The organism is Streptomyces alanosinicus (assembly GCF_014650595.1).
Classification (GTDB): domain Bacteria; phylum Actinomycetota; class Actinomycetes; order Streptomycetales; family Streptomycetaceae; genus Streptomyces; species Streptomyces alanosinicus.
In genome coordinates, this window is the sequence record NZ_BMVG01000003.1 from 342,517 (window position 1) to 366,406 (window position 23,890).

General features: G+C 72.1%; 24 protein-coding genes. 11 read left to right on the top strand and 13 right to left on the bottom strand.

Going from position 1 to position 23,890, the window contains the following annotated elements; all coding sequences use genetic code 11:
• The first annotated feature begins 71 nt into the window (after positions 1 to 71).
• Positions 72 to 527, top strand: a complete 456-nt coding sequence (locus IE277_RS10115) for a tellurite resistance TerB family protein (protein WP_189950681.1) — start codon at positions 72 to 74, stop codon at positions 525 to 527.
• Between the two features lie 42 nt (positions 528 to 569).
• Positions 570 to 1,619, top strand: coding sequence for an Lrp/AsnC family transcriptional regulator (locus IE277_RS10120; RefSeq protein WP_189950683.1), 1,050 nt, complete (start codon positions 570 to 572; stop codon positions 1,617 to 1,619).
• 61 nt (positions 1,620 to 1,680) lie between these two features.
• Here IE277_RS10120 and IE277_RS10125 read toward each other — a convergent pair whose 3' ends face one another.
• Together IE277_RS10125 and IE277_RS10130 are read right to left on the bottom strand one after the other, a co-directional pair.
• Positions 1,681 to 3,069 carry an MFS transporter gene (locus tag IE277_RS10125; RefSeq protein ID WP_189950684.1) on the bottom strand — a complete coding sequence of 463 codons (1,389 nt, stop codon included), beginning with the start codon at positions 3,067 to 3,069 and terminating at the stop codon, positions 1,681 to 1,683.
• 151 nt (positions 3,070 to 3,220) lie between these two features.
• Complete coding sequence (locus tag IE277_RS10130; protein ID WP_189950687.1) at positions 3,221 to 4,183, bottom strand: ABC transporter substrate-binding protein; 963 nt, start codon at positions 4,181 to 4,183, stop codon at positions 3,221 to 3,223.
• Positions 4,184 to 4,421: 238 nt separating this feature from the next.
• Between IE277_RS10130 and IE277_RS10135 the strand changes: the two genes are divergently transcribed.
• Genes IE277_RS10135 through IE277_RS10150 form a run of 4 tightly spaced genes read left to right on the top strand, consistent with a single transcriptional unit; the run spans position 4,422 to position 8,495 of the window.
• A complete protein-coding gene (locus IE277_RS10135; RefSeq protein WP_189950689.1) occupies positions 4,422 to 7,028 on the top strand; it encodes an ATP-binding protein in 2,607 nt (868 codons plus the stop codon).
• A complete protein-coding gene (locus IE277_RS10140) occupies positions 7,009 to 7,485 on the top strand; it encodes a roadblock/LC7 domain-containing protein (RefSeq protein WP_189950691.1) in 477 nt (158 codons plus the stop codon). The genes IE277_RS10135 and IE277_RS10140 overlap by 20 nt, the downstream gene beginning before the upstream one ends.
• A gap of 16 nt (positions 7,486 to 7,501) precedes the next feature.
• A complete protein-coding gene (locus IE277_RS10145; protein ID WP_189950693.1) occupies positions 7,502 to 7,912 on the top strand; it encodes a DUF742 domain-containing protein in 411 nt (136 codons plus the stop codon).
• On the top strand, positions 7,899 to 8,495 hold the full coding sequence (locus IE277_RS10150) for a GTP-binding protein (protein WP_189950695.1): 597 nt from the start codon (positions 7,899 to 7,901) through the stop codon (positions 8,493 to 8,495). The genes IE277_RS10145 and IE277_RS10150 overlap by 14 nt, the downstream gene beginning before the upstream one ends.
• Before the next feature lie 3 nt (positions 8,496 to 8,498).
• Here IE277_RS10150 and IE277_RS10155 read toward each other — a convergent pair whose 3' ends face one another.
• The 11 genes from IE277_RS10155 to IE277_RS10205 all read right to left on the bottom strand — a co-directional run bounded on the left by IE277_RS10155 (position 8,499) and on the right by IE277_RS10205 (position 18,937).
• Positions 8,499 to 9,167, bottom strand: coding sequence for an ABC transporter permease (locus tag IE277_RS10155; RefSeq protein WP_189950697.1), 669 nt, complete (start codon positions 9,165 to 9,167; stop codon positions 8,499 to 8,501).
• Positions 9,164 to 9,817, bottom strand: coding sequence for an ABC transporter permease (locus IE277_RS10160; protein WP_189950698.1), 654 nt, complete (start codon positions 9,815 to 9,817; stop codon positions 9,164 to 9,166). The genes IE277_RS10155 and IE277_RS10160 overlap by 4 nt, the downstream gene beginning before the upstream one ends.
• A complete protein-coding gene (locus tag IE277_RS10165; RefSeq protein WP_189950700.1) occupies positions 9,814 to 10,944 on the bottom strand; it encodes an ABC transporter ATP-binding protein in 1,131 nt (376 codons plus the stop codon). The genes IE277_RS10160 and IE277_RS10165 overlap by 4 nt, the downstream gene beginning before the upstream one ends.
• A 147-nt stretch (positions 10,945 to 11,091) precedes the next feature.
• Positions 11,092 to 11,823: an FAD:protein FMN transferase gene (locus IE277_RS10170; RefSeq protein WP_229881172.1), complete on the bottom strand. Its 732-nt coding sequence runs from the start codon at positions 11,821 to 11,823 to the stop codon at positions 11,092 to 11,094.
• A gap of 1 nt (position 11,824) precedes the next feature.
• Positions 11,825 to 12,274 (bottom strand): FMN-binding protein, encoded by a 450-nt coding sequence (locus IE277_RS10175; protein WP_189950702.1) that lies wholly within the window; start codon positions 12,272 to 12,274, stop codon positions 11,825 to 11,827.
• 16 nt (positions 12,275 to 12,290) lie between these two features.
• A complete protein-coding gene (locus IE277_RS10180; RefSeq protein WP_189950704.1) occupies positions 12,291 to 13,628 on the bottom strand; it encodes a ferredoxin reductase family protein in 1,338 nt (445 codons plus the stop codon).
• A gap of 281 nt (positions 13,629 to 13,909) precedes the next feature.
• Positions 13,910 to 15,124, bottom strand: coding sequence for a PP2C family protein-serine/threonine phosphatase (locus IE277_RS10185; RefSeq protein ID WP_229881174.1), 1,215 nt, complete (start codon positions 15,122 to 15,124; stop codon positions 13,910 to 13,912).
• 429 nt (positions 15,125 to 15,553) lie between these two features.
• Entirely contained in the window at positions 15,554 to 15,961 is a 408-nt protein-coding gene (gene msrB / locus IE277_RS10190; protein WP_189950708.1) for a peptide-methionine (R)-S-oxide reductase MsrB, read from the bottom strand.
• Positions 15,962 to 15,978: 17 nt separating this feature from the next.
• Positions 15,979 to 17,367, bottom strand: coding sequence for a UDP-N-acetylmuramate--L-alanine ligase (gene murC, locus IE277_RS10195; RefSeq protein WP_189950710.1), 1,389 nt, complete (start codon positions 17,365 to 17,367; stop codon positions 15,979 to 15,981).
• Between the two features lie 79 nt (positions 17,368 to 17,446).
• Positions 17,447 to 17,923, bottom strand: coding sequence for an indole-3-glycerol phosphate synthase (locus IE277_RS10200; RefSeq protein ID WP_189950712.1), 477 nt, complete (start codon positions 17,921 to 17,923; stop codon positions 17,447 to 17,449).
• A gap of 129 nt (positions 17,924 to 18,052) precedes the next feature.
• Positions 18,053 to 18,937: a dihydrofolate reductase family protein gene (locus tag IE277_RS10205; protein WP_189950714.1), complete on the bottom strand. Its 885-nt coding sequence runs from the start codon at positions 18,935 to 18,937 to the stop codon at positions 18,053 to 18,055.
• A 37-nt stretch (positions 18,938 to 18,974) separates the two neighbouring features.
• On the opposite strand from IE277_RS10205, the gene zapE reads away from it, so the two are divergent.
• From zapE to IE277_RS10230, 5 genes are all read left to right on the top strand, one after another.
• Complete coding sequence (gene zapE / locus IE277_RS10210; protein ID WP_189950716.1) at positions 18,975 to 20,078, top strand: cell division protein ZapE; 1,104 nt, start codon at positions 18,975 to 18,977, stop codon at positions 20,076 to 20,078.
• Positions 20,079 to 20,243: 165 nt separating this feature from the next.
• Positions 20,244 to 20,651, top strand: coding sequence for a hypothetical protein (locus tag IE277_RS10215; RefSeq protein ID WP_189950719.1), 408 nt, complete (start codon positions 20,244 to 20,246; stop codon positions 20,649 to 20,651).
• 121 nt (positions 20,652 to 20,772) lie between these two features.
• The gene (locus IE277_RS10220) at positions 20,773 to 21,351 is read left to right on the top strand and encodes a carbonic anhydrase (RefSeq protein ID WP_189950720.1); all 579 of its coding nucleotides are present in this window, start codon (positions 20,773 to 20,775) and stop codon (positions 21,349 to 21,351) included.
• Between the two features lie 8 nt (positions 21,352 to 21,359).
• A complete protein-coding gene (locus IE277_RS10225; RefSeq protein ID WP_189950721.1) occupies positions 21,360 to 22,862 on the top strand; it encodes a SulP family inorganic anion transporter in 1,503 nt (500 codons plus the stop codon).
• 204 nt (positions 22,863 to 23,066) lie between these two features.
• A complete protein-coding gene (locus IE277_RS10230) occupies positions 23,067 to 23,867 on the top strand; it encodes a slipin family protein (RefSeq protein ID WP_189950724.1) in 801 nt (266 codons plus the stop codon).
• The last annotated feature ends 23 nt before the right edge of the window (positions 23,868 to 23,890 follow it).

Sequence of the window (23,890 nt, forward strand, 5' to 3'; positions counted from 1 at the left end):
TCTACGGTGCTGTAGAAGTTGCCGCCGGTGTGCTGGGGGAAGCCGCCGGCCGTTGATGACGAGGAGTACGCATGGCCCTGTGGGACCGCATCAAGGAGTCGGCGTCGCAGATGCAGACCCAGCTGGAGGCGAAGAAGAACGACCTGAAGAGCGGCGCGTTCCGCGACGCGAGCATGGCGATGTGCGCGCTCGTGGCCGCGGCGGACGGGACCGTCGACCCGTCCGAGCGGCAGCGGGTGGCCCAGCTCATCGCGACGAACGAGGTGCTGCAGAACTTCCCGGCGGACGACCTCAGGCGCCGCTTCGAGGAGAATCTGAACAAGCTGACGACCGACTTCGCCTTCGGCAAGGTGAGTGTGCTGCAGGAGATCGCCAAGGCCAAGAAGAAGCCGGCCGAGGCGCGGGCCGTGGTCCAGATCGGCATCGTGATCGGCGGTGCGGACGGCGACTTCGACAAGACGGAGCAGGCCGTGGTCCGCGAGGCGTGCTACACGCTGGACCTGCCGCCGCACGAGTTCGACCTCTGAGCCGACGGACCCATCGGTGCCGTACCGCGCGAGGATGGGGGCATGCTCGACGATCTCGACCGTGCCCTCATCCATGCCCTGCACCTGGACGGCCGGGCGCCGTTCAGCAGGATCGCCGAGGTGCTCGGGGTCTCGGCGCAGACCGTCGCCCGGCGATATCGCCGGCTGCGTACGGAGGCCGGGCTGCGCGTGGTGGGCCTCACCGCCCCGGACCGGACGGGCCGCGCGCAGTGGCTGGTCCGGCTGACGGCGACGGCGCGTTCGGCGCAGGACATCGCCGGCGCGCTGGTGCGGCGGCCGGACACGTCCTGGGTGAAGCTGACGTCCGGGGGCACGGAGATCACGGCAGTGATCCACGCCCCGGCCGAGGACGCCTCCCCCGGCTCCCTCCTGCTGCGCGACATCCCGCGCACCGGCGGCATCACCGCCGTCTCCGCGCACTGCCTGCTCCACACCTATCTGGGCGGCCCCGCCGGCTGGCGGGGCCGCACCGAGGCCCTCGACGAGAGGCAGCAGCGGGCGCTGGAGTACCGGACGCCCGCGGCCGGGGCGGGGGACGGGGAGCCGCCCGGCCCGTCCGCGCCCTCCGGCCCGGAGTACGTCCATGACACCGACGGGATACGGCAACCGGGCCGGGAGGACGCCGAGCTGCTCGCCGTGCTGGCGCGGGACGGCCGGGCCGGACAGGGGGAGCTGGCCGACGCGACCGGCTGGTCGCCCACGACCGTGGCCCGGCGGCTGGCCGAACTGCGCGCGACGGGCGCGCTGTTCTTCGACGTGGAGGTGGACGCGGCGCTCTTCGGCGTCCGGACTCAGGCCCTGCTGTGGCTGTCGGTGCGCCCCGCGGACCTGGAGCGGGTCGCGCTCGCCCTGGCCGGCCATGACGAGCTGGCCTTCGTGGCCGCGACGACGGGCCGCACCAACCTGGTGGCGCAGGCCCTGTGCCGCGACCCGGCCGATCTGCACCGGTACCTCACCCGACGGCTGGGTGCGCTGCGGGAGATCGACGCGCTGGAGACGAGCCCGGTGCTGCGCACGCTGAAGGCGGGGAGTCCGGCGGGGGTGTTCAGGCCGCGCACGCTCCTCCCCTAGGGCGCAACACCCTAGGCCGTTGAAGCCGTACGCCCACCCGGCGCAAAGAGCGCGCCGCCGCTTACGGCCTCTCCTCCGCCCCCACTCTCCTGCTCGCCGCCCACGCCACCGTCAGCAGGGCCGCCGCCGCCCAGCAGGCGGTCTGCGGTGTGTGCCCTCCCGTGCCGGACAGGTACACGCTGCCGAGTGTCGCCACCCCCAGCGTGGCCCCCAGTTGCTGGACGGCGTTGAGGGCGCCGGCCGCCGAGCCGGTCTCGTGCGGGCGCAGGGGATGCAGGGCGAGGGTGAAGAAGGCGGGGGTGAACAGGCCGGCACCGAGGCCGACGAGGGCGAGGGCGGGCAGCAGCGCGAGCGGGTAGTGGCCCGGCGCGGTCGTCCGGTAGGCGGCCACGGCGGCGAGCAGTCCGGCCAGCAGCGTCCCGAGCCCGCACGGCATGACCCGGCGCCCGTACCGCCGCACCAGCCGCGAGCCCGCCCACCAGGACGCCAGGGCGAGCCCCGCGGACCAGGGCAGCAGACTCAGTCCGGCCGCCAACACCCCTGTTCCCGCGTCGAGTTGTAGCTGGAGGACGACCACGACGGTCAGTCCGTTGGTGACCGCGAAGAACGCCGTGGAGGTCACGAGAGCGGCGGGGAAGCCGCGCCGCGTGAACAGGCTGCGCTCGAGCAGAGGGCGGGCCGTACGGCGCTGCCGGCGGGCGAAGCCGGCCAGCACGAACAGCCCGGCGAGCAGCGACAGCCAGTCGCGCAGCGGGAGTTGGCGCAGATCGCCGCCGATCAGCGGAAGCACCAGCAGCCCGGTGCCGAGTGCGGCCAGCGCGGTGCCGGGCCAGTCGAGGGCCGGGCGGTGCGGGGCGCGGTCCTCCGGCAGGTTCCGGGCGAGGGCCAGCACCACCACGGCCACCGGCACGTTCACCAGGAACGCGGACCGCCAGGACGAGCCGAACAGGTCGGCGTGGGTCAGCACACCGCCGACGACGGGTCCGCAGACGGCGGCGAGGCCCATCACCGGCCCGATGCTGCCGAGCGCCTTCGCCGTCTCCTCGCCCTTGAACATCGCCTTGATCAGCCCGATGGTCTGCGGAACGATCAGGGCGGCCGCGGCGCCCTGCACGGCCCGGAAGGCGATGAGCGGGCCCGGTGCCGGGGCGAGGGCACAGGCCACCGAGGCCGCCGTGAACACCGTGACGCCGAGGAGGAACATCCGGCGCCGGCCCGCGATGTCCCCGAGCCGCCCGCCGGTGATCAGCAGCACGGCGAACGGCAGGGTGTAGGCGGCGGCGAACCACTGGATGTCACCGACCGGCCCGCCCAGGTCGGCGTGGACGGCCGGCGCGGCCACCTGGACGACGGTCGCGTCCAGCAGGTTCATCGCCTCGCCGAGCAGCAGGGCGGCCAGTGCGGGCCAACGCCCGCGGTGGGCGGCGACAGCCGTGGGGTGCGTGGTCATGGAGTCCCTCTCGACGCTTGCCACGGGACCGGAAGCGGCCCCGGGCCAGCGTGCGAGGACAGGACGGACCGACTCCACCAGGAGCGGTGCACCTGAGGATTTCTTCCACCACCACGGCTGTCGGTGCGGAAATCTCACATGGCAGCGGGCGTCAGACGAGGCCCGCGGACTTCAGCCAGGTCTTGGCGACGTCCAGCGGGTCCTTGCTCTGGGCCTGCACCTGGGTGTCGAGGCTCAGCAGGGTCGCGGTGTCGAGCTTGGCCGAGACCGCGTCGAGCGCGTCGACGCCCTTCTGCGGCAGGGCGTTCTTGTGGACGAGCGGCTGGACGTTCTCGAAGCCGAAGAGGTTCTGCGGGTCCTGCAGCACGACGAACTTCTGCGTGGAGATGGTCGGTTCCGTGGTGAAGATGTCCGCGACCTGCACGGCGTCCTTCTTCAGCGCCGCCTGGGTGAGCGGGCCGCCCGCGTCCAGCGCCCGGAACGACTTGAACTGAAGGCCGTAGACCGACTTCAGGCCCTCCAAGCCCTGCTGCCGGGTCTGGAACTCCGGTGAGCCGCCGATGACGAGGTCCTTCGCGATGTCCTTCAGATCGGCGATGGAGGACTTCTCGGTCAGGTGGTACTTCTTCGCGGTGGCCGCGTTGACCGTGACCGAGTCCTTGGACTGCGCCGCCGCCGGCTTGAGCAGGGTCAGCTTGGAGTCCAGCTTGGCCTCGATGGCCGTCGTGGTGGCCTCGGGCGTCTTCGGCTTCGCCTTCTGGTCGAGGTAGGCCAGCAGCGCCCCGTTGTACTCGGGCAGCACCTTGATGGAGCCGTTCTTGATCAGCCCGTAGGTGGTCTCGCGGCTGCCGATGTTCGGCTTGTAGGTGACCTTGATCCCCTTGGCCTTGAGGGCCTCGCCGTAGATGTCGGCGAGCAGGGTGCTCTCGGGGAAGTTGTTGGATCCGACGACGACGGTGCCGTCCGCGGCCTTGCCGTCGTCCGTCAGGGGGTTGCCCGACGAATCGCCCTTGGAGGAACAGCCCGCCAGCAGAGCCGTGGCCGCCGCGAGGGCGACCACCGCCGCGCCTCGGTTTCTCCGGATGGACCTGCTGATGCGGTTGGTGGAAGTCACCCACTGATCCAATCCAGCCAGTTCTCCACCAGTCAAGGGCCACGGATCACCGATTGGCTTCGATCTGCGATCAGTTGTGCACGGACAGCGCTCGCTTCGTAACTGATTCTTGATGAAAGGCACGCCGACCGGACTCCCAGGAGCACGTAATCTCAGGGTCGTTGAGATCGGCCACAGGGGCCTCCAGGGTCCGCGGGGTGACGACCGCCCCACCAGACACACCCCCGAAGGAGGCCCGGTGTCCACGAAGCAGGTGGACGCGCCCGCCCGGCATGATCCGGCACGGGGCGGCGCGGGGGGTTTCGCCGACCGCTGGCCCTTCAGACGCAAGCTCAACCTGCTGGTCGGCATCCCCCTGGCGGTCATCGCCGCCCTGCTGTCCTACCTGTTCACCGACCAGGTCCAGGCGGCGAACGGCGCCGCCTCGGCGGCCCGGCTGGTCCGCGACAGCGCGCAGGTGGCGCGGCTGGTGGACCGGGTCGAGGCCGAACACCAGCAGGCCATCCTGCTCTCGGCGCGCCACGAGTCCGGTTCCGCCGGGCCCTCGGTGTCCGCCTACCGCGCGGCACAGCGGGCGGTCGACGACCAGATGACGAAGGTGCGCGCGGCCTTCGGCGACCGGCTGCCGGACCGCGAGGCCCAGGCGCTGCGCGAGGTGGCGGGCCTGTCCAGCCTGCGCACCACGGTCGAGCAGGCGTATCTGCCGGCCGACGCCATCGACCCCGCCTACACGAGCGCCGCCGGGCGGCTGATCGACGGCCTCGGCCTGGACCGCGACGCGGACCTGGCGGCCACGTTCACCGGCAATCTGCTGGACTCACTGCTGCGCGCGGACGCCGCCCACGGCGCCTTCGAGACCAATGTGTTCGCCGCGACCACGGGCGACACCAACGCGCTGATCGAGTTCACCAACGCGGTCGGCGCCTATGACCAGTACACCCACCAGGCCGACCGGTTCACCCGGTTCGCCGCCGAGGCGCAGGCCGAGCTGCTCGACGGCATCGAGCACAGCGCGGCGCAGCGCCGCATCGCTGATTCCTACGCCGAGCTGCAGGTCGACGCGGGTCAGCTGCAGGCGGACACGCCGGCCGAGATCCAGCGCGCGGTCCGGGGCGCGCTGGACGACTATCCCGACTATCCCGCACAGGCCACGGCCCGCCTCGCGATCACCACCGCGCTGATCGGGCAGATCGCCGACCGCGCCGACGCCGCCGCCGGCTCCGCGCGAACGCGGGCCGCGCTGTTGCTGAGCGCCGCGCTGCTCGCGTTCGCACTGTGGATCGCGTTCGCGGTGCTGGTACGGCGCTCGGTGATCCGGCCCGTACAGGCGCTCACCGGAGCCGCGCGGGAGGTCGCCGAGGTGGCGGGCCGCGAGCTGGCCCGGGTGGCCGACGACGACGCCGAGGACGACGGGCCGCCCCGGCTGCGGGACATGCCGGTCACGGCGCGCGACGAGATCGGCGACCTGGCGGGGGCGTTCAACCGGGTGCAGACCACCGCCGCCGCGCTGGTGGAACGCCAGGTGCTCAGCCGGCGCAACACCGCCGAGATGTTCGGCAACGTGGGCCGCCGCGTCAGCAATCTGACGACACGTCAACTTGCTCTGATCGACGCCGTGGAGCGCGGCGAGACGGATCCGGCCCTGCTGGAACGCCTCTACTCCATCGACCACATCGCCGTACGACTGCGCCGCAACGCCGACAGCCTGATGCTGCTGGCCGGGATCCGCGAGACGGTCCTGGACGCGGGGCCGACGGCGCTGTCCACCGTGGTCCGGGCCGCGCTCGGGCAGATCGAGGGCTATCGGCGGGTACGGCTGTATGCCGCGTCGGACGCCATGGTCGAGCCCGACATCATCGGCGACCTGACCCTGATGACGGCCGAACTGCTGGAGAACGCGGTGTCGTTCTCGCCCGAGAGCAGCCCCGTGGAGGTGACCGTCCGCTCCGGGGCGCAGGGCGCGCATGTGGTGATCACCGACCATGGGCTCGGGATGAGCGCCGAGCGGCTCGCCGAGGAGAACGCCCGGCTGATCCGCCGTGAACGGCTGGACCTGGTGCCGACGAAGGTGCTCGGCCTGTTCGTGGTGGGCGCGCTGGCCCGCCGCTGGGCGATCGGGGTCGAGCTGACCCGTACCCCGGGCGGCGGTGTCACGGCGGAGGTGACCCTGCCGGCCTCGCTGCTGCCGGCCACGAGCCCGGTGGCCGGTACGCCGCTCACGGTGACGCCACCGGACACCACGGCGGTGTCGGGGCCGACGCCGGCGGACAGCGAGCCGGATCCGGACCCGGCGGCGGACACCGCCCCGGTGACGCCCCCTGCCCCCGCGGCCCGCGCCACGGCCACGGCCACGCCGACCGTCCCGGTCACGCCCGAAACAGCGGACACGGCACCGGAGCCGGCGGGCACCGCCCCCGCGCCCGCCGGCACCACCGGGCCCGCCCGCACGCTGCCCCGCCGCGTCCCCCGCCGCGCGGCCGAGCCCGGCACCGGACAGGCCGACGCCACCGGCCCCGGCGCTCCCGCCCCTTCGGACGCCGGCTCCGCCCGTCCGCTGCGCCGTCGGGTGCGGGGGGCCTCGCTGCCCGCCACCGCGGGTGCCGCGCAGGCCGTGCCGGCGGCCGCCCGCACCCGGGACGCGGAGGCCGAGCGCCGGGCGCTGGAGGAGTTCGAGGCGGCCGTGGCCCGGGCCCACCGGGACTGCGACACCGGGGAGTTCGCCCGCCCCGGGGACCCCGCCGGAGCGCCACCGCGTGTCCTGCCCCGCCCCACGGGCCCGACCGGCCCGTCGTACGACCCGAACCACCTTCCGGAAGGAGCCGAGAGTGAGCACGTCGACAGGTGACACCCCGACGGGCGGCACCGCGCCGGCCGATCTGCAGGCCGCCGCGGCCGACTTCACCTGGCTGCTGAATCGTTTCGCGACCGAGACCGCGGGCGTCGTCGACGCGATCGCCGTGTCCTCCGACGGCCTGCTGATCGCGGTGTCGGAGCTGCGCGAGAGCACCGGCTCCGAGCGGCTCGCGGCCATCGTCTCGGGCATCACCAGCCTGGCCGCGGGCGCCTCCGGCAACTACGGCCTGGGCGGCCTCAACAAGGTCATCATCGATCTGGAAGGCGGCCATGTGATCGTCTCCGCGATCGGCAGCGGCGCCGTGCTCGGTGTCGTCACCGGCAAGGAGGCCAAGCTCGGCAACATCGCCTACGAGATGACCCTGTTCGCCAACCGCGCCGGTGCCGCGCTCAGCCCGCAGCTGGTGCTGGAGCTGAAGAACAGCGTCGGCGCCGCGTCGGCCCGCTGAGGGAGCGTGGCGAGGCATGGCGGACGGCATCGCGGGGCCGGACCCGGTCGGCCCCGCCCCCGCCGTACGGCCGTTCCTGGTCACCGCGGGCCGGGTCGCGGACGCGGGCGGCGGCCGGGCGCTGCCCCTGGAGACCCAGGTGGTGGCCACCGCCGCCGGGCTCGACGCGCTCGGCCGGCTCTCCTTCGAGCGGCACGACATCGTCGCCGCCTGCCGGCTGCCGCAGTCCCTGGCAGAACTCGCGGCCCGGCTGCGGCTGCATCTGAACGTGGTCCGTGTCCTGGCCGAGGACCTGCGCGAGGCCGGCCAGCTGGCGGTGCACGTGCCCGACGCCGAGGCCACCCATGACGTATCGGTCCTGCGCAGGCTCATCGATGGCCTCAGGGCCGTCCCCGACTCCCGAGGGGTATCGAGTGACACCGACTGAACCGCTCGTCCGGGGCGGGGCCGCACCCACCGTACGGCCGCCGCTGCCGGTGAAGATGGTGATCGCGGGCGGCTTCGGGGTGGGCAAGACCACCGCGGTCGGCGCGATCTCGGAGATCGAGCCGCTGACCACGGAGGCGGCCGTCACCGAGGTCGCGGCCGGCGTGGACGACCTCACGCACACCCCGCGCAAGACCACGACGACCGTCGCGATGGACTTCGGCTGTCTCACCGTCGACCCGACGCTGAAGCTGTATCTGTTCGGCACGCCCGGACAGGAGCGGTTCGGGTTCATGTGGGACGACATCGTGGAGGGCGCCCTCGGCGCGCTCGTCGTCGTCGACACCCGCCGGCTGGGCGACTGCTACCCGGCCGTCGACTACTTCGAGCACAGGGGCATCCCGTTCGCCGTCGCCGTCAACGCCTTCGACGGCACGGTGGAGCACACCCTGGAGGAGGTCCGCTGGGCGCTGGACGTCTCCGCCGGCGTGCCGGTGGTGGTCTTCGACGCCCGGGAGCGCGGCTCGGTGCGGGACGCCCTGCTCGTCGTACTGGAGCTTGCGCTGGCCCGCACCGAACGGTAGCCCTCAGCCGCTGCGGCGCACCCCCGGGGAGACCGTGATCCGGGACAGTGCCCAGAAGATCACCAGGGTGGCGAGGGCGAGGCCGGCGACCAGGGTGGCGCCGCCGACGACCTTCTCGTAGTTCTTCTGGTAGAGGCCGTCGATGATGTACCGGCCGAGGCCGCCGAGGCTGACGTAGGCCGCGATGGTGGCGGTGGAGACGATCTGGATGGCCGCCGTGCGCAGACCGCTCAGGACGAGCGGGAGCGCGACCGGCACCTCCACCTGGAACAGCACCCGTGCCTCGGGCATGCCCATGCCCCGGGCGGCGTCCACCGGCGAGGGGTCCATGGAGCGGATCGCCTCGTAGGTGGTGACCAGGATCGGCGGTACGGCGAGCACGACCAGCGGGATCATCACCGGCAGCAGCCCGAAGCCGATCCAGATGAACATCAGGACGAGGAGACCGAAGCTCGGCAGGGCCCGGCCCGCGGTGGCGATCATCGCGAGGGCGTTGCCGCCGCGGCCGTAGTGCCCGGTGACCAGGCCGATGGGCAGCCCGATCAGGGCGGCGTACAGCAGTGCTTCCAGGGAGTAGGTGATGTGCTCGACGAGCCGGGTGGGGATCCCGTCGTAGCCGTGCCAGTGGGCGCTGTCGCCGAAGAAGGCGTGCGCGAAGTTCAGGACGTTCACCGGGTGGCACCCTTCCTCGGCATCCAGGGAGTCAGGAGGCGGCGGACGAGCACCAGCAGGGCGTCGGCGAGGATGCCGAGCAGCGCCGTGGTCAGCACCGAGTTCACGGCCAGGGCGGGCCGGTGGTAGGTGGTGGCGGCGTACAGCATGTTGCCGAGCGCGCCCTGGTTGCCGATGAGCATGCCGACGCTGACCAGGGAGAGACTGGACACGGTCGCCACCCGCAGGCCCGCGATGATCGCGGGTACGGCGATGGGCAACTGGACCTGGAGATAACGGCGTACGGCGCCGAGGCCCATGGCCTGCGCGGCGGCCAGGGTCTCCTGCGGCACCGAGCGGACGCCGTCCACGATCGCCGGGACCAGCACCACCAGGCTGTAGATCGCGAGCGGGATCATCACCGTGGTCTCGCTCTGCCCGAAGTAGTCGATGAGCACGACGAAGAAGGCCAGCGACGGGATCGAGTAGAGCACGGTGGTGACGCCGAGGACGGGCGGGTAGACCCAGCGGAAGCGGACGCACAGCTGGGCCACGGGCAGCGCGACGAGCAGCCCGACGAGCACCGGCAGCAGGCCTTCGCGCACATGCAGCCCGACGAGGCCGAGGTAGCTGTACTCCAGATCGCTCGGGAGGTCGAAGAATCCGTTCATCGGACGGCCTTGACCTCGGCGTCGTCCGCGGCCCGGCTGTGGGCGGCGCGGATGGCCTCGCCGATCACCTGCTGGGAGACGACGCCGACGGCGCGTCCCTCGCCGTCCACCGCGACGGCCCAGCCGGTGGGCGAGAGCACGGCGCCGTCGAGCGCGGTGCGCAGCGAGTCGGCGCTGGGCACGAACGGCCGCCCGTGGTCGAGGAGTTGGTCACGCCCGATGGCCCCGGCGGTGAGCCGGTCCGGCTCGCTCCAGCCGAGCGGACGGCCGTCGAGGTCGGTGACGAGGAGATAGGGGGCGTCCGCGCGGGAGGCGAGCTGGTCGGCGTCGGCGTCGATGCCCACGATCGGCGCGGTCTGCAACTCCAGGCCGGCGGACGGGAAGAAGGAGAGCCGGCGGATGCCGCGGTCGGCGCCGAGGAAGTCCTCCACGAAGGCGTCGGCGGGCGCGCTGAGCAGGTCGGCGGGCGGGGCGAACTGGGCGAGCCGGCCGCCGGTGCGCAGCACGGCGACCATCGTGCCGAGCTTGATGGCCTCGTCGATGTCATGGGTGACGAAGACGATCGTCTTGCCCAACTCGTCCTGGATGCGCAGGAGTTCGTCCTGGAGTCCCTTGCGTACCACCGGGTCGACGGCGGAGAAGGGCTCGTCCATGAGCAGCACCGGCGGATCGGCGGCGAGCGCCCGGGCCACGCCGACGCGCTGCTGCTGGCCGCCGGAGAGCTGGTACGGGTACCGCTTGGCGAGCGCGGCGTCGAGCCCCACCCGCTCCATCAGTTCGGCGGCCCGGACACGGGCCTCCTTCTTGGGTGTGCCGAGCAGACGGGGCACGGTCGCGATGTTGTCGAGGATGGTGCGGTGCTGGAAGAGACCGGCGTTCTGGATGACGTAACCCATCGAGCGGCGCAGGGTGTTGACCGGCTGCTGCCGGATGTCCGTACCGTCGAGCAGGATGCCGCCCTCGGTGGGCTCCACCATGCGGTTGATCATCCGTAGGGTCGTCGTCTTGCCGCAGCCGGAGGGCCCGACGAGGACGGTGATCGCGCGGTCCGGTATGTCCAGCGACAACCGGTCGACCGCGACCGTGCCGTCCGGGTACCGCTTCGTGACTGAATCTATCCGTATCAAAACGCCGAACACCCTTCGGGTTTGGCAGCTTCCGCCCGTTTTCGGCCAAGGTCGTCGGTGCGCAGGCCGTTGCGGAGGAGAGTCTAGACCGCGAGTGTTTCAGCGTTCTGGCGGGTGAATTGCCAGATCCCGTCCAGCGGATCAGGCCTACGGCAGGCCCTGGGCCACCGGAAGTCCCCGGGTACGGAGCACCTGGCGGGCGGTGTCGATCGCGAAGACCTCGCAGCCGGTGCGGGCGGCGGCCCAGGCCGGGCCGTCCGCGCCCAGGGCGAAGGCGGCCGTGGCGGTCGCGTCGGCCTCGGTCAGGGTCGGGGCCACCACGGTGAGGCTGAGCAGTCCGGTCGCGGGGCGCCCGGTGCGGCCGTCGAGGATGTGCTCGCCGCGCTCGTACCCCCCGGATGTCGCCACCGCCGCGTCGGTGACCGCCAGCACGGCACACACCTGGTCGGCCTGTTCGGGGTGCCGTATCCCGACCCGCCAGGGCCCGCCGGAGACGAACACGTCGCCGCCGGCGTTGAGGCAGAACCGCCTGGCCCCGGCGGCCGTCAGCAGCCCGGCCGCCCGCTGCACGGACCAGCCCTTGACCACCGCGCACGGATCGAAGCCCCGGCCGGGCAGCCGGGCGTCGAAGGCGCCGCCGGTCGCGCCGCGCAGGTCCGCGCAGAGGCCGAGCACCTCCGTCAGGTCCGCGCTCAGCTCGCCGTCCGCCAACGCGCCGCGCCCGTACCGGGACACCTCGCTGTCGGGCTTGAACGGGCTGAAGCGGACGTCGGCCTCGCGCAGCCAGGCGAAGACGGCGTCCGCGGCCCCGGTGAAGTCCCCCTCGTCGTCGATCCGCAGCGAGACGGGAAACCCCATGACGTGTTCGACATGCCGCACGTCAGTGGCCCTTGGCGTCGATCGCGGCCTGGAGGGACTTCGTGTATCCCTCGCTCGTGACCGTGGCCCCGGACACCGAGTCGATATGGGCGCTCTGTGCCTTGAGCGTCTCCGTGACCAGTTCCGGTATGGCCCACTTGGTCTGCGGATGGTGCGGCGCCTGCAGCATCCGCACGGAGGCTATCCGGTCGCCCCGGAAGGTCACCTCGACCTGGAAGACGCCCTTCACGGTGTCCACCGCGGTGCCCGGAACGACCTTCGTGGAGGCCACGGTGGACGACGGGGAGGACGAGGAGGCCGGGGAGACCGGGGCGGAGGAGGCGGGTGAGGGGGGCGCGGAGGGCTCCGCGGCCTGCGCCGTGGTGGTCGTGGACCCGGTGGACGGGTGGTAGCGCCACACCGGGATCAGACCCGCGACGGTCAGCAGGAAGACGGGGATGACTCGCTTCACGGTGGGATGCCCTCTCTCAGCCCGCGAGGCTGAAGCGCTCGAAGTGGATCTGCCGCTTGGGCACGCCCAGGTCGGCCAGACTGCGCAGCACCGCGGCCATCATTGCGGGCGGCCCGCACAGGAAGATGTCCCGTTCGTCGATGTCCGGCACGAGCCGCGCCAGCTCGCGCGGCGCGAGCCGGTCGGGGACGATCGGCCCGGTCACCAGGTGCAGCTCGGCGCCCTTGGCGAGGGCGAGGTCGCACAGCTCGTCGTAGAGGACGGCGTCGCGGTCGGTGGCGACCCGGTAGATGACCACGGCGTGGCCGTCCAGGTCCTCCAGCAGCGCCCGGATGGGTGTGACGCCGACGCCGCCGGCGATCAGCACGGCATCCGGCCGGGTGCGGTGCAGCGTGGTGAACGCGCCGTAGGGGCCCTCGGCGAAGACGCGGGTGCCGACCTTGAGCCGGCGCAGGGCGGCGCTGCCGTCGCCGGCCGCCTTGGCGGTCAGGCGCAGGGTGCGGCCGTCGGGGGCGGCCGACAGCGAGAACGGGTTGGCCTGCCACCAGCGGTCCCGGGTGAGGAACCGCCACAGGAAGAACTGGCCGGCCTGCGCGGGCAGCCGGTCCAGGTCGCGGCCGGTGACATAGACGGAGACCACGTCGTCCGACTCGGGGACGACCGCCGACACCCGCAGCCGGTGCCGCAGGTTCCGCCACAGCGGCAGCGCCAGCCGGCCCAGGAACACCGCGCTGAGTGCCAGGCCCCACACCGTGTACCAGTACGTCCGCGCGGCCTGCGACGAGGTGAAGGTCGTACCGACGGAGACCTGGTGGGTGAAGGCGAGGACCACGGCGACGTAGGTGTACAGATGGATGAAGTGCCAGGTCTCGTAGGCGAGCCGACGCCGGGCCCAGCGGGCCGAGACCGCGCCGACCAGGACGATCAGCCCGAGCGCGACGGCGGCGCGCAGCACGCCCTCGGTGGTCTCGGCGAGGTTCACCAGCTGGTTCACCGGGTCCAGCGAGGACGCCTCGGCGTACCCGAAGGTGATGAACACGGCGTGGGTGAGCAGGGCCCACAGGACACCGAAGCCGGTGCGCCGGTGCCAGGAGGTCAGCCGGTCCATGCCGATCCGGCGGTCCAGCCAGGGCAGCCGGGCCACCAGCAGCAGTTGGAAGGCCATGAGGAGGGCGCCGTACAGGCCGGCGAGGCGGCCCAGCACGATCAGCGTGTTCGAGGCGAAGCCGGCCTGGGCGAAGAACCAGCCGACCGTCGCCGCGTTGGCGATCAGCAGGATGTGGAGGCCGGAACGCGCCATGACCCGGGGGCGGATGGCCGTGGGGGGCGCGGGACGGGTCTGGAGGGTCGTCACGGACGGCAGCTCCTTGATCGGGTCCTGGGTGACGAGCTTCGCCCGCGGATGCTGTCGTTCTCCTGTCGGACGACTGTCACTCGAGTATCGAAACGGCCGCAGGGGGACGGCAGCTCGGACGGGGCCGAACGGGTGACGCGGGAGGGGCGGGCGGAGAAAGTACGGAGCCGGCGCGCGAGGCGGCGGACGCGTTCCGCGCGGCCCGGGGCCTGCCGGTGGCGAGAGCGCCGGCGCAGGCCCATGGCGGGAGCCTGCCGCCGGCCGCCGGACGACAGCCGCCCTTACGGTGATTCCGCGCCGGCGACCGGCCCCTGCCGCACATGCGGCCGAGCCGCCAGCGCGGCCACGTCGTCCTCCGCGTGCCGCGCGTCCAACTGACGGAGGATGGCGTCCAGAACATTGTCGAGCCCGCCCCCGGCAGGGAAACGGACGGCGGACAGCCGGGCCAGAGAGACGTCGATGTCCTCTCCGCGGCGCTCCACCAACCCGTCGGTGAAGAGCACCAGGGTCTCCCCCTCGGCCAGCGAGTGTGTGGCCGACTCATAGCCGCCGAACCCGGTGCCCAACGGCGGTCCGACGGGAACCGGCACTATGGAGGCCCCGCCGCCGGCGGCGATGCGCACCGGCGGCAGATGCCCCGCGCTGGCCAGCGTGACCTGATGGCGCCCGGGGTCGACACGGGCGAGCAGACAGGTGGCGGGCCGCAGCTCGGCCTCCTTGGAGGCGATCTCGTCCATCTGCCGCAGCACCCGGTGCGGGGGCAGGTCGGCGGAGGCTATGTAGCGCAGGGAGGAACGGTAGGCGTTCATGTCGACGGCGGCCTCCAGGCCGTGCCCCATGACATCGCCGACCACCAGCAGGGTCCGTCCGAAGTGCAGCCGTACCGTCTCGCACCAGTCGCCGCCGACCAGGACGCCGCCGCCGGCCGGCAGATAGCGGATGGCGATGTCGAGGTTGGGGTGCGGGCGGCCGGGCTCGGAGAGCAGGGCGCGCTGCAGATCACCGGCGGTGCGGTTGACGGCCTCATAGGCGCGCGCATGCCGGATGTGGGAGGCGGCGCGCTCGGCGAGCAGGCTGAGCAGCTCGCCCTCCGCGCGGCGCAGCGGCGGCCCGGAGCGCGCCCACACCAGGACGCCGTACACATCGTCACCGCTGGTCAGCGGCGCGCACACGGCGACCTGGGAGCGGGGTGAGCTCACCGGTTGCAGCCAGGGTTCCAGCTGCTGGCCGAGTGCCGGTACGGCGGCCTCGCGGGCCACCGCGGCGGCCCAGCGGGCATCCGGCAGCGCGTCGGCGTCCCCGGTGATCGCCTCGTACCCCGAGATGGTCTGGCCGGTGCGGCGCATCACGGCGGCCGTGCCGTCGGCCAGCCGTACGACGGCCCGGGTCAGCTCGGCGCAGGTCGCGGCCTCGTCGAGGGTCCTGCCTATCCCGGCCAGTGTGTCCCGCAGCATGCTCAGCCGCGCCCCGGCCGCCTCGTCATCGGCAGTCGGCACGCCTTCCGCCGCCTCCGCGGTTCCCGCGGGGTCCTCGGACTGCGCGGACGTCGCAGTTCCGTCGTGCCCGGTGCCGGTCTCGCGGTGCCGGCCGCTGTCGGCGGGCACAGGCCTGCGACGAGACTGAATCCAGCGCGCCACACCCAACATCCTCACAGAATCTCAAACCGGGGCGAACGGGGCACAAGCCTCATCCATCCCAGCGGGTGCGCCGGGCGGGCAGCCCGGTACCCGGATCGAGGCGACCGTCCCTGCCCACGCTCCGCCGCCTCTCCCCCTCCGATTTCCGACGGCGTTCATCTTCGACCGGTCGGACCCTGTCCAGCATCTCTTTTGCCAGATTCGGAGTGTCGATCGATCGAGGATGACTCGACCGATCGACGGGGCGCTCTCCGGGCGGGCCCGGCGGGGAGCGGTTGACCTGGGCGGTCAGCCCTCGTCGGGCGTCAGCCGCAGGGAGATGGAGTTGATGCAGTAGCGCTGGTCGGTTGGGGTCGGGTAGCCCTCACCCGCGAAGACATGCCCGAGATGGGAGCCGCAGCGGGCACAGCGCACCTCGGTGCGGACCATCCCGTGGGAGCGGTCCTCGATCAGCTCGACGGCGTCGGTGTCCTTCGGGTCGAAGAACGACGGCCAGCCGCAGTGCGACTCGAACTTCGTGTCCGAGGTGAACAGTTCGGCGCCGCAGGCACGGCAGGAGTAGACGCCCGTGGTCTTGGTGTCCGTGTACTCACCGGTGAAGGCCGGCTCGGTGCCCGCCTGGCGCAGCACGGCGTACTCGGCCGGGTTCAGCTCCGCGCGCCACTGCTCGTCCGGCTTCTCGACGTCGTACGACATGAGCGTCAGCCCCTTGTTCACTGCGAAAGGCGGTCCAGGATCAGCGGGCCCAGGTCGGTCACGTCGCCCGCGCCCATGGTGAGAACGAGATCACCGGGCTTCGCCATTCCCGCGATCACGGCGGGAATGGCGTCCTTGTCGTGTACGGCGGTGACGTCGGCGCCGGCGGCGCGCGCGGCCTCGATGATCAGCTCGCTGGTCACGCCGGGGATCGGGTCCTCCCGGGCCGGGTAGATGTCGAGGACCACCGAGGCGTCGGCGAGGGCCAGCGCCTGGCCCATCTCCTTGCCCAGCTCCTGGGTGCGGGAGAACAGGTGCGGCTGGAAGACGACGAGGATCCGGGCGTCACCGGCGGCCGCGCGCATGGCCTCCAGGTCGGCGGTCATCTCCGTGGGGTGGTGGGCGTAGGAGTCGATGACCTGCACCCCGGCGGCCTCGCCCTTGAGCTGCAGGCGCCGCTTGACCCCGGTGTAGGCGGCGATCGCGGGCGCCAGCTCCGCGGCCGGGATGCCGAGTGCGGCACCGGCGGTGAGCGCGGCGACGGCGTTGAGGGCGTAGTGCCGGCCGGGCACGGACACCGCGAAGGTCAGCTCCTGCCCGTCCAGCAGCGCGGTGACCCGGCTCTTGAGCCCCTGCGGCTCGATGGCCGTGACCCGCACATCGGCGTCCTCGGCCGCGCCGTAGGTCACGGTCCGCACCGAGCCCGCCAGCCGCCGGGTCAGCTCCCGCGCCCCCTCGTGGTCGGCGGAGATCACCAGGGTGCCACCGGGGACGATCTTCCCGGCGAAGATCTCGAAGGACTCGTAGATCTCGTCCATCGAGGCGTAGTTGGCGTGGTGGTCCAGCTCGACGTTGAGGACGATGGCGACCTCGGGCGCGTACTTGTGGAAGCTGCGGTCCGATTCGTCCGCCTCGGCCACGAAGATGTCACCCTCGCCGTGCAGCGCGTTGGAGCCGGGCGCGTCCAGGTCGCCGCCGATGGCGTACGAAGGCCCGAGGTCCAGCTCGGCCAGGGAGACGGCCAGCATCGAGGTGGTCGTCGTCTTGCCGTGGGTACCGGCCACGGCGATCGGACGCAGCCCCTCCATCAGCGCGGCGAGCGCGTCGGAGCGGTGCACCACCGGGATGCCCAGTTCGGCGGCGCGGGCCAGCTCGGGGTTGTCCTGGCGGATCGCCGACGACACCACGACACAGCTCGCGTCGTCGGCGAGGTGCTCCGTGGCATGCCCGATGTGCACGGTGACCCCGAGCGCCCGCAGCGCCTCGGCGGTCGCCGACTCCTTGGCATCACTGCCGGCCACCTTCGCCCCGCGCTGCGCGAGGATCTTGGCGATCCCCGACATCCCGGCGCCGCCGATGCCGATGAAGTGCGGTCGGTCCATGGCGGCAGGAAGGCCGGGTGCCATGTGTTTCTCCCCAGAGACGAATGCGAGCGGAAGCAGGCCTAGCCTATGCCGAGCCCCGTCCTTCCTCCGACAGCCGAGGTCACTGCACCTTGCTGTGCGAGAACAGCTTCAGCACCGGCACGCCCACCCTGTGCCGGGCCCGGGAAGCCCAGTCCCGGTGGAAGAACTCCTCCACATAGTGGGGGTCGGTGAGCACGATCACCTCATCGGCGGACACCTCCGCCACCAGCGACTTCAGCGCGTCCAGCGGATGGTCCTCGACCAGCCGCCCCTCGGCCCGGCTCCCCGCGGAGCGCAGCGCCCGCAGGGACACGTCGAGGGCCTGCTGTCCGACGCTCCTGGCGTCCTCCCCCTCCGGGGTCTCCCGCTCGCGCACCGCCTCGTCCAGTTCGCCGAGCGCGATGTCGTCGATGGCCCGCAGCAGGCGGTCCGCCTGGTCGCCGCGCGGCTGGAGGAGCACATGGAAGGCGACCGGCTCGTCCCCGTGCAAGGTGCTGACGAACTCCACGTCGGCGGACGTCAGGGCCTTCTCGATCATCAGAACGCTCGTGAACACCAAACGCCTCTTCTCCTCCGTGGGCCCGGACGAGGCCCCTGCGGAAACCATCCTGCCCCGTGATCACACGGTTCTGCCGGACTAAGTCTGCCCTCCGGAAGCTAACCGGAACGGCATATTCCGCCGATTTCAGGACCGACGGTAACGGCCGAACAGAAATCCGGCCTCCTCAAGGAGCGACACGAGCGCGAACCGGTGCGGCACGGCGACCGCCGGCCCCCCGGCGATGCGCTGGGCGTCGCCGGCGGTGAGCAGGGGCGCGAGGGTCAGACACATCTCGTCCAGCACATCGGCGGCGATCAGCCGGCCGAGCAGCCGGGGACCGCCCTCGGTGAGCAGCCGGGTGTGGCCGAGTCCGGCGAGGGCGCGCACGGCGCGCTCGGGGTCGACGCCCGCGCCCTCGCCGGCGGTCACCACCGTGGCGCCGGCCCTCTCGGCGGCGGCGACCCGGCCGGGGGCGGCCGCGGCCCCGGTCAGGATCAGCGTGGGCACCACGGGCGAGGTGAACAGCGGGAGCGAGAAGTCCAGCTCCAGACTGGCGGAGACGACCGCGATCGCCGCGGCCGGGGCCTGTCCGGCGGCCTCGCGGGCGGCGGCGAACTCGGCACGCGCGCGTGCGGGCCGGTACCCCTCCCGCCGTACCGTTTCCGCGCCCACCACGATCACATCCGCGAGCGCCCGCAGCGTGCCGAAGATCCGCATGTCGGCGGCGCTGGAGATGGGCTGCGAGCGCCCCTCGTGCTGCGCGGCGCCGTCGAGCGTGGAGACCATGTTGGCCCGCAGCCATGGCACGGGGGCGCCTGCCGCGGGCTCCGGGTAGGCATAGGCGGCGGCCAGCTCGGCGAGGCTCCACTCACGATCGACGAACGCACCGGCAACGGCACCAGCACCAGCACTGCCACCGGCACCGGCACGGGGCGCATCCGCCCCGGTGGCCCCCCTCGTCTCCCCCTCGGGTGTTCCGCCGGAGGCCTGGGCTGCTGTTTCGTCGGTCACAGGGAACAGGCGTCGCATGTCGTGCAGTGTGACACGGCGCTTAGCATGGGTAACCGTGTCGTCCTCCACCGCCGCCCCCGGTTCCAGCCCCCTGACCGAAGCGGGCCCCCTCTCCCTGTGCGCCCGTGAGCCGCGCGTCCCCGCGGACCGGCTGGTCGCCGAGATGGTGCCGCCGCCGCGCTTCGACTCGGTCCGCTTCTCGACGTACATACCGGACCCGAACCAGCCCAGCCAGACCGAGGCGGTGCGGGTGCTGGAGGGCTTCGCGGCCGGACTCGGCGGGGCGCACGCCTCCGGCGCCGGCAAGCGCGGCTTCCTCGGCTTCGTCAGGGCCAGGGCCCCCAAGACCCCGGCCGGCCCGCGCGGCGTCTACCTGGACGGCGGCTACGGCGTCGGCAAGACCCATCTGCTCGCCTCCCTGTGGCACGCCACCCCCGCCGAGCCCTCCCGCAAGGCCTTCGGCACCTTCGTGGAGCTGACGAACCTGGTCGGCGCCCTCGGCTTCCAGCAGACGGTGCAGACCCTCTCCGGCCACAGCCTGCTGTGCATCGACGAGTTCGAGCTGGACGACCCGGGCGACACGGTCCTGGTGTCGACCCTGCTCGGCAAGCTGGTCGACGCGGGCGTCGCGCTCGCCGCCACCTCCAACACGCTGCCTGGCAAGCTCGGCGAGGGCCGGTTCGCGGCCGCCGACTTCCTGCGCGAGATACAGGGCCTCGCGGCCCGCTTCCGCCCCCTGCGCATCGACGGCGAGGACTACCGCCACCGCGGTCTGCCCGAGGCTCCCAAGCCCTTCACCGACGAAGAGGTGACCAAGGCGGGGTACGCCACACAGGGCGCCTCGCTCGACGACTTCCCGCATCTGCTGGAGCATCTGGCCAAGGTGCACCCGAGCCGGTACGGCGCGCTGACCGAGGGCGTGACGGCGGTGTGCCTCACCGATGTGCGCCCCGTGCCGGACCAGTCGACCGCACTGCGGCTCGTGGTGCTCGCGGACCGGCTCTACGACCGCGAGGTTCCGGTGCTGGCCTCGGGGCTGCCGTTCGACAAGCTGTTCAGCGAGGAGATGCTGAACGGCGGCTACCGCAAGAAGTACTTCCGCGCCATATCCCGGCTCACCGCACTGGCCCGCGACGCGAAGGGGCTCGTGGCCTCCTAGTCAAGGGCTGGATCGCGCCAGGCGACCGGCACTTTCCACGCTCCCTCACCCTTGTAACGCGCTATTAACCCCGCAAAGGACTTTGCGGGGTTAAAGTGTTTCTTGACCATTCATTGACCAGTGTTTGGTCCAGACAAGAGGTGCGAACATCCGGAGGGAGGGCGCATGTTGCGAGGTACGACGGCCCGCACCCGCTCCCCCCTCTTCTTCCCTCTCCTCGCGGTACTCCTGCTGGCGCTCCAACTCTTCGCACCCGCAGGATCCTTCGCACCCGCGCACACTTTCAGTCAGGCATTGGCCAAGACCGAGCCTGTCATTCCCTCCTCCGCACCGCCGGTGCACGAGGAGAAGGACTCGGTCCGCACCCCGAGCCGTCCGGGCGCTCCCGTGGGCACCCCCCACCTCCGCGACCGGCAGCGCGGCCCGGCCTCCGGCCGGCCGCAGCACCCCGAGCCGATAACCGGCCGTGCGGCCGGTGCGGACGCACCGGGCACCCCCGGCGCACCGCACCGCCCCACCGCGAGAACCTCAAGAGCCCACACCCCGGCAGCGCTTCAGGTCTTCCGCTGCTGACAGCCCGTGCGGCACCCCGCCAGGGAGCCGCACCGGGCCCGGGATCCCGGGCTCTTGCCCCCCCACAATGTCGTTCAAGTCCGACGCGCCCGTGCAGGCGCGCCAGGAGGAACCCATACCTATGCAGCCCCTCATCGACAACGCCCGTACTTTCGGACAGCGCCCTGAGGAGTTCGCCAAGCTCGCCCAAGGCCAGTCCCCGCAGGTGCTGTTCATCACCTGCTCCGACTCCCGGGTCGTCCCGGCCCTGATCACGGGCGCCCGTCCCGGCCAGCTCTTCGAGCTGCGCACCGCGGGCAACATCGTCCCGCCCCACACCTCGCTCCACCCCACCAGCGAGGCCGCCACCATCGAGTACGCCGTGGAGGTGCTCGGTGTCCGCGACATCGTCGTCTGCGGTCACTCGCACTGCGGTGCCGTCGGCGCGCTGGTGCGCGGCGACGACCTCACCGCCGTACCTGCCGTGCGTGACTGGCTCGCGCACGCCACCCCGCGCCCGGCAGGCGCGGCCGAGGATCCGGAGGTTTCCGAGGGCGTGCAGGCACACGTCCTGACCCAGCTGCTGCGGCTGCGCTCGTACCCCTGTGTCGAGCGGAAGCTGACCGAGGGCCGGCTGGGCCTGCACGCCTGGTACTACGAGGTGCACACCGGCGCCGTACGGACGCACCGCCCGCAGACCGACACCTTCGAGTCCCTGTGAGCGCGCCGATGACCAGCAAGAACACCAGCCTCATATCCCGCTTCCCGTATCTGCGGCAGGACTTCGCCGCCTCTCTCGTCGTCTTTCTGGTCGCGCTGCCGCTGTGCGTGGGCGTGGCCGTCGCCGCCGGAGTCCCGGCCGAGCTGGGCATGATCACCGGTATCGTCGGCGGACTCGTCACCGGGCTGATGCGCGGCAGCAGCCTTCAGGTGTCGGGGCCGGCGGCCGGCCTGACCGTGCTCGTCTTCGAGGCGGTCAAGGAGTTCGGGCTGCCGGCGCTCGGCGTCATCGTGCTCGCCACCGGACTCCTCCAGATGACCATGGGCCTGCTGAAGCTGGGCCGTTACTTCCGCGCCATCTCGGTCTCCGTGGTCGAGGGCATGCTGGCCGGAATCGGACTGGTCCTCATCGCCGGGCAGTTGTATCCGGCGCTGGCGGCCAAGGCCCCCGACTCCGGGCCGGCCAAGATCGTCGGGCTGCCGGGGGCGTTCTGGGACGCCTTCGGCGACGGCACGGCGGTGGCCTCGCTCGCGGTGTGCGGGGGCACCATCGCAGTGCTGCTGCTGTGGAAACACGTCCCGGCGAAGGTGCGTACGCTGCCGGGCCCGCTGGCCGCGGTGGGGCTCGCCACGGTGGCCGCGTTCGCGCTGGACCTGCCGGTCGCCACGGTCAAGGTGCAGGGCCTGCTGGGCGCCGTACAGCCGCCGCCGCTCAGCGCGTTCGGCGAGCTGGCGAGTGTCGGCCTGCTCGGCACGGTCGTCGCCTTCACGCTGATCGCCTCCGCCGAGTCCCTGTTCAGCGCGGCCGCCGTGGACCGGCTGCACACCGGGCCGCGCACCGCGTACGACAAAGAGCTGCTCGCCCAGGGCGCCGGCAACACGGTGTGCGGGGTGCTGGGCGCGCTGCCGATGACCGCGGTGATCGTGCGCAGCGCGGCCAACGTCCAGGCGGGCGCCCGTACGAAGGCCTCCCGCGTGCTGCACGGGGTGTGGCTGCTGCTGTTCGCGGCGCTGCTGCCGAACGTGCTGGCCTACATCCCGATCCCGGCGCTCGCGGGCATCCTGATCCACTCCGGCGCCAAGCTGGTCCCGGTGCGGGCACTGGCCGGGCTGTGGCGCGAGCACCGGGGCGAGGCACTGATCCTGTCCGTCACCGCCCTGTCCATCGTGGCGGTCAGCATGTTCGAGGGGGTCCTGATCGGTCTCGCGCTCGCCGTGGTCAAGACGGCCTGGGAGGCCTCGCACATCAAGCTGGAGGTGATCGACAAGGGCGCGGGCCCGGTCGACGCCTACCTCACGGGCAACGCGACGTTCCTGCGGCTGCCGAAGATCCTGGACAGCCTGGAGTCGCTCCCCCAGGACCGCCCGGTCCGCCTCGATCTGTCCGGTCTGCACCATCTCGACCACGCCTGTCGTACGGCCCTGGAGAACTGGGCCGAACGGCACAGCGCGGCCGGGACGGAACCGGTGAAGGTCACGACGGTGAAGGTCACGGCGGCGCAGGCCGTCTGACAGCTCCTGCCCGAAGGCCGCCGACCGGCGGCCGCTGTCTCCGGGCCGGGATGCCGAGGGGCGTCGGCATCCCGGCCCGGTCCCCGCCGGGACCGTCCGCGGCCGGGCCGGGACCGTCCGCAGCTGGGCTTATGGCTTCCGCCTCATCCCGGGCATATCGTTACAGCAACGAACAGAAGCGGACCTCTTCGTGAGGAGGTCACCATGCTCCAGGAGCTGCTGGGCGCCATCGCGGCGGCGGGTTCCGCCGGTGTGATCTATCTGGCGATGGCGGCACGGGTGGTCAAGCAGTACGAGCGCGGAGTGCTGTTCCGCCTCGGGCGCGTCACCGGCGAGTCCCGGGCGCCGGGCCTGACGCTGATCATCCCCTTCGTGGACCGGCTGCAGAAGGTCAACATGCAGATCGTGACCATGCCGATCCCGGCCCAGGAGGGCATCACCCGCGACAACGTCACCGTGCGCGTGGACGCGGTCGTCTACTTCAGGGTGGTCGACGCGGAGAGCGCCGTGGTGCGGGTCGAGGACTACAAGTTCGCGGTGTCGCAGATGGCCCAGACGTCCCTCAGGTCGATCATCGGCAAGAGCGATCTGGACGATCTGCTCTCCAACCGCGAGAAACTCAACCAGGGCCTGGAGCTGATGATCGACAGCCCGGCCATCGGCTGGGGCATCCAGGTCGACCGGGTGGAGATCAAGGACGTCTCCCTGCCGGACACCATGAAGCGGTCCATGGCCCGCCAGGCCGAGGCCGACCGGGAGCGCCGGGCCCGGATCATCAACGCCGACGCCGAACTCCAGGCCTCCAAGAAGCTGGCCGAGGCCGCCCAGCAGATGGCCGACACCCCCGCCGCCCTCCAACTGCGGCTGCTGCAGACGGTGATGGCGGTGTCCGCCGAGAAGAACTCCACGCTGGTCCTGCCCATCCCGGTGGAACTGCTGCACTTCCTGGAGCGAGGCAACCAACTGCCCGCGCCGAACGGTGACCGAGAGCCCCGCTCCGGCTAGCGTGCCCGGCATGCGCAGGAGTT

Excerpts from the sequence above, each read along its gene's own strand:
- IE277_RS10115 (WP_189950681.1), top strand. The coding sequence starts at position 72 with ATGGCCCTGTGGGACCGCATCAAGGAGTCGGCGTCGCAGATGCAGACC.
- IE277_RS10120 (WP_189950683.1), top strand. The coding sequence starts at position 570 with ATGCTCGACGATCTCGACCGTGCCCTCATCCATGCCCTGCACCTGGAC.
- IE277_RS10125 (WP_189950684.1), bottom strand. The coding sequence starts at position 3,069 with ATGACCACGCACCCCACGGCTGTCGCCGCCCACCGCGGGCGTTGGCCC.
- IE277_RS10145 (WP_189950693.1), top strand. The coding sequence starts at position 7,502 with ATGGCGGACGGCATCGCGGGGCCGGACCCGGTCGGCCCCGCCCCCGCC.
- IE277_RS10160 (WP_189950698.1), bottom strand. The coding sequence starts at position 9,817 with ATGAACGGATTCTTCGACCTCCCGAGCGATCTGGAGTACAGCTACCTC.
- msrB (WP_189950708.1), bottom strand. The coding sequence starts at position 15,961 with ATGTCGTACGACGTCGAGAAGCCGGACGAGCAGTGGCGCGCGGAGCTG.
- murC (WP_189950710.1), bottom strand. The coding sequence starts at position 17,367 with ATGGCACCCGGCCTTCCTGCCGCCATGGACCGACCGCACTTCATCGGC.
- IE277_RS10205 (WP_189950714.1), bottom strand. The coding sequence starts at position 18,937 with ATGCGACGCCTGTTCCCTGTGACCGACGAAACAGCAGCCCAGGCCTCC.
- IE277_RS10215 (WP_189950719.1), top strand. The coding sequence starts at position 20,244 with ATGTTGCGAGGTACGACGGCCCGCACCCGCTCCCCCCTCTTCTTCCCT.
- IE277_RS10220 (WP_189950720.1), top strand. The coding sequence starts at position 20,773 with ATGCAGCCCCTCATCGACAACGCCCGTACTTTCGGACAGCGCCCTGAG.
- IE277_RS10225 (WP_189950721.1), top strand. The coding sequence starts at position 21,360 with ATGACCAGCAAGAACACCAGCCTCATATCCCGCTTCCCGTATCTGCGG.
- IE277_RS10230 (WP_189950724.1), top strand. The coding sequence starts at position 23,067 with ATGCTCCAGGAGCTGCTGGGCGCCATCGCGGCGGCGGGTTCCGCCGGT.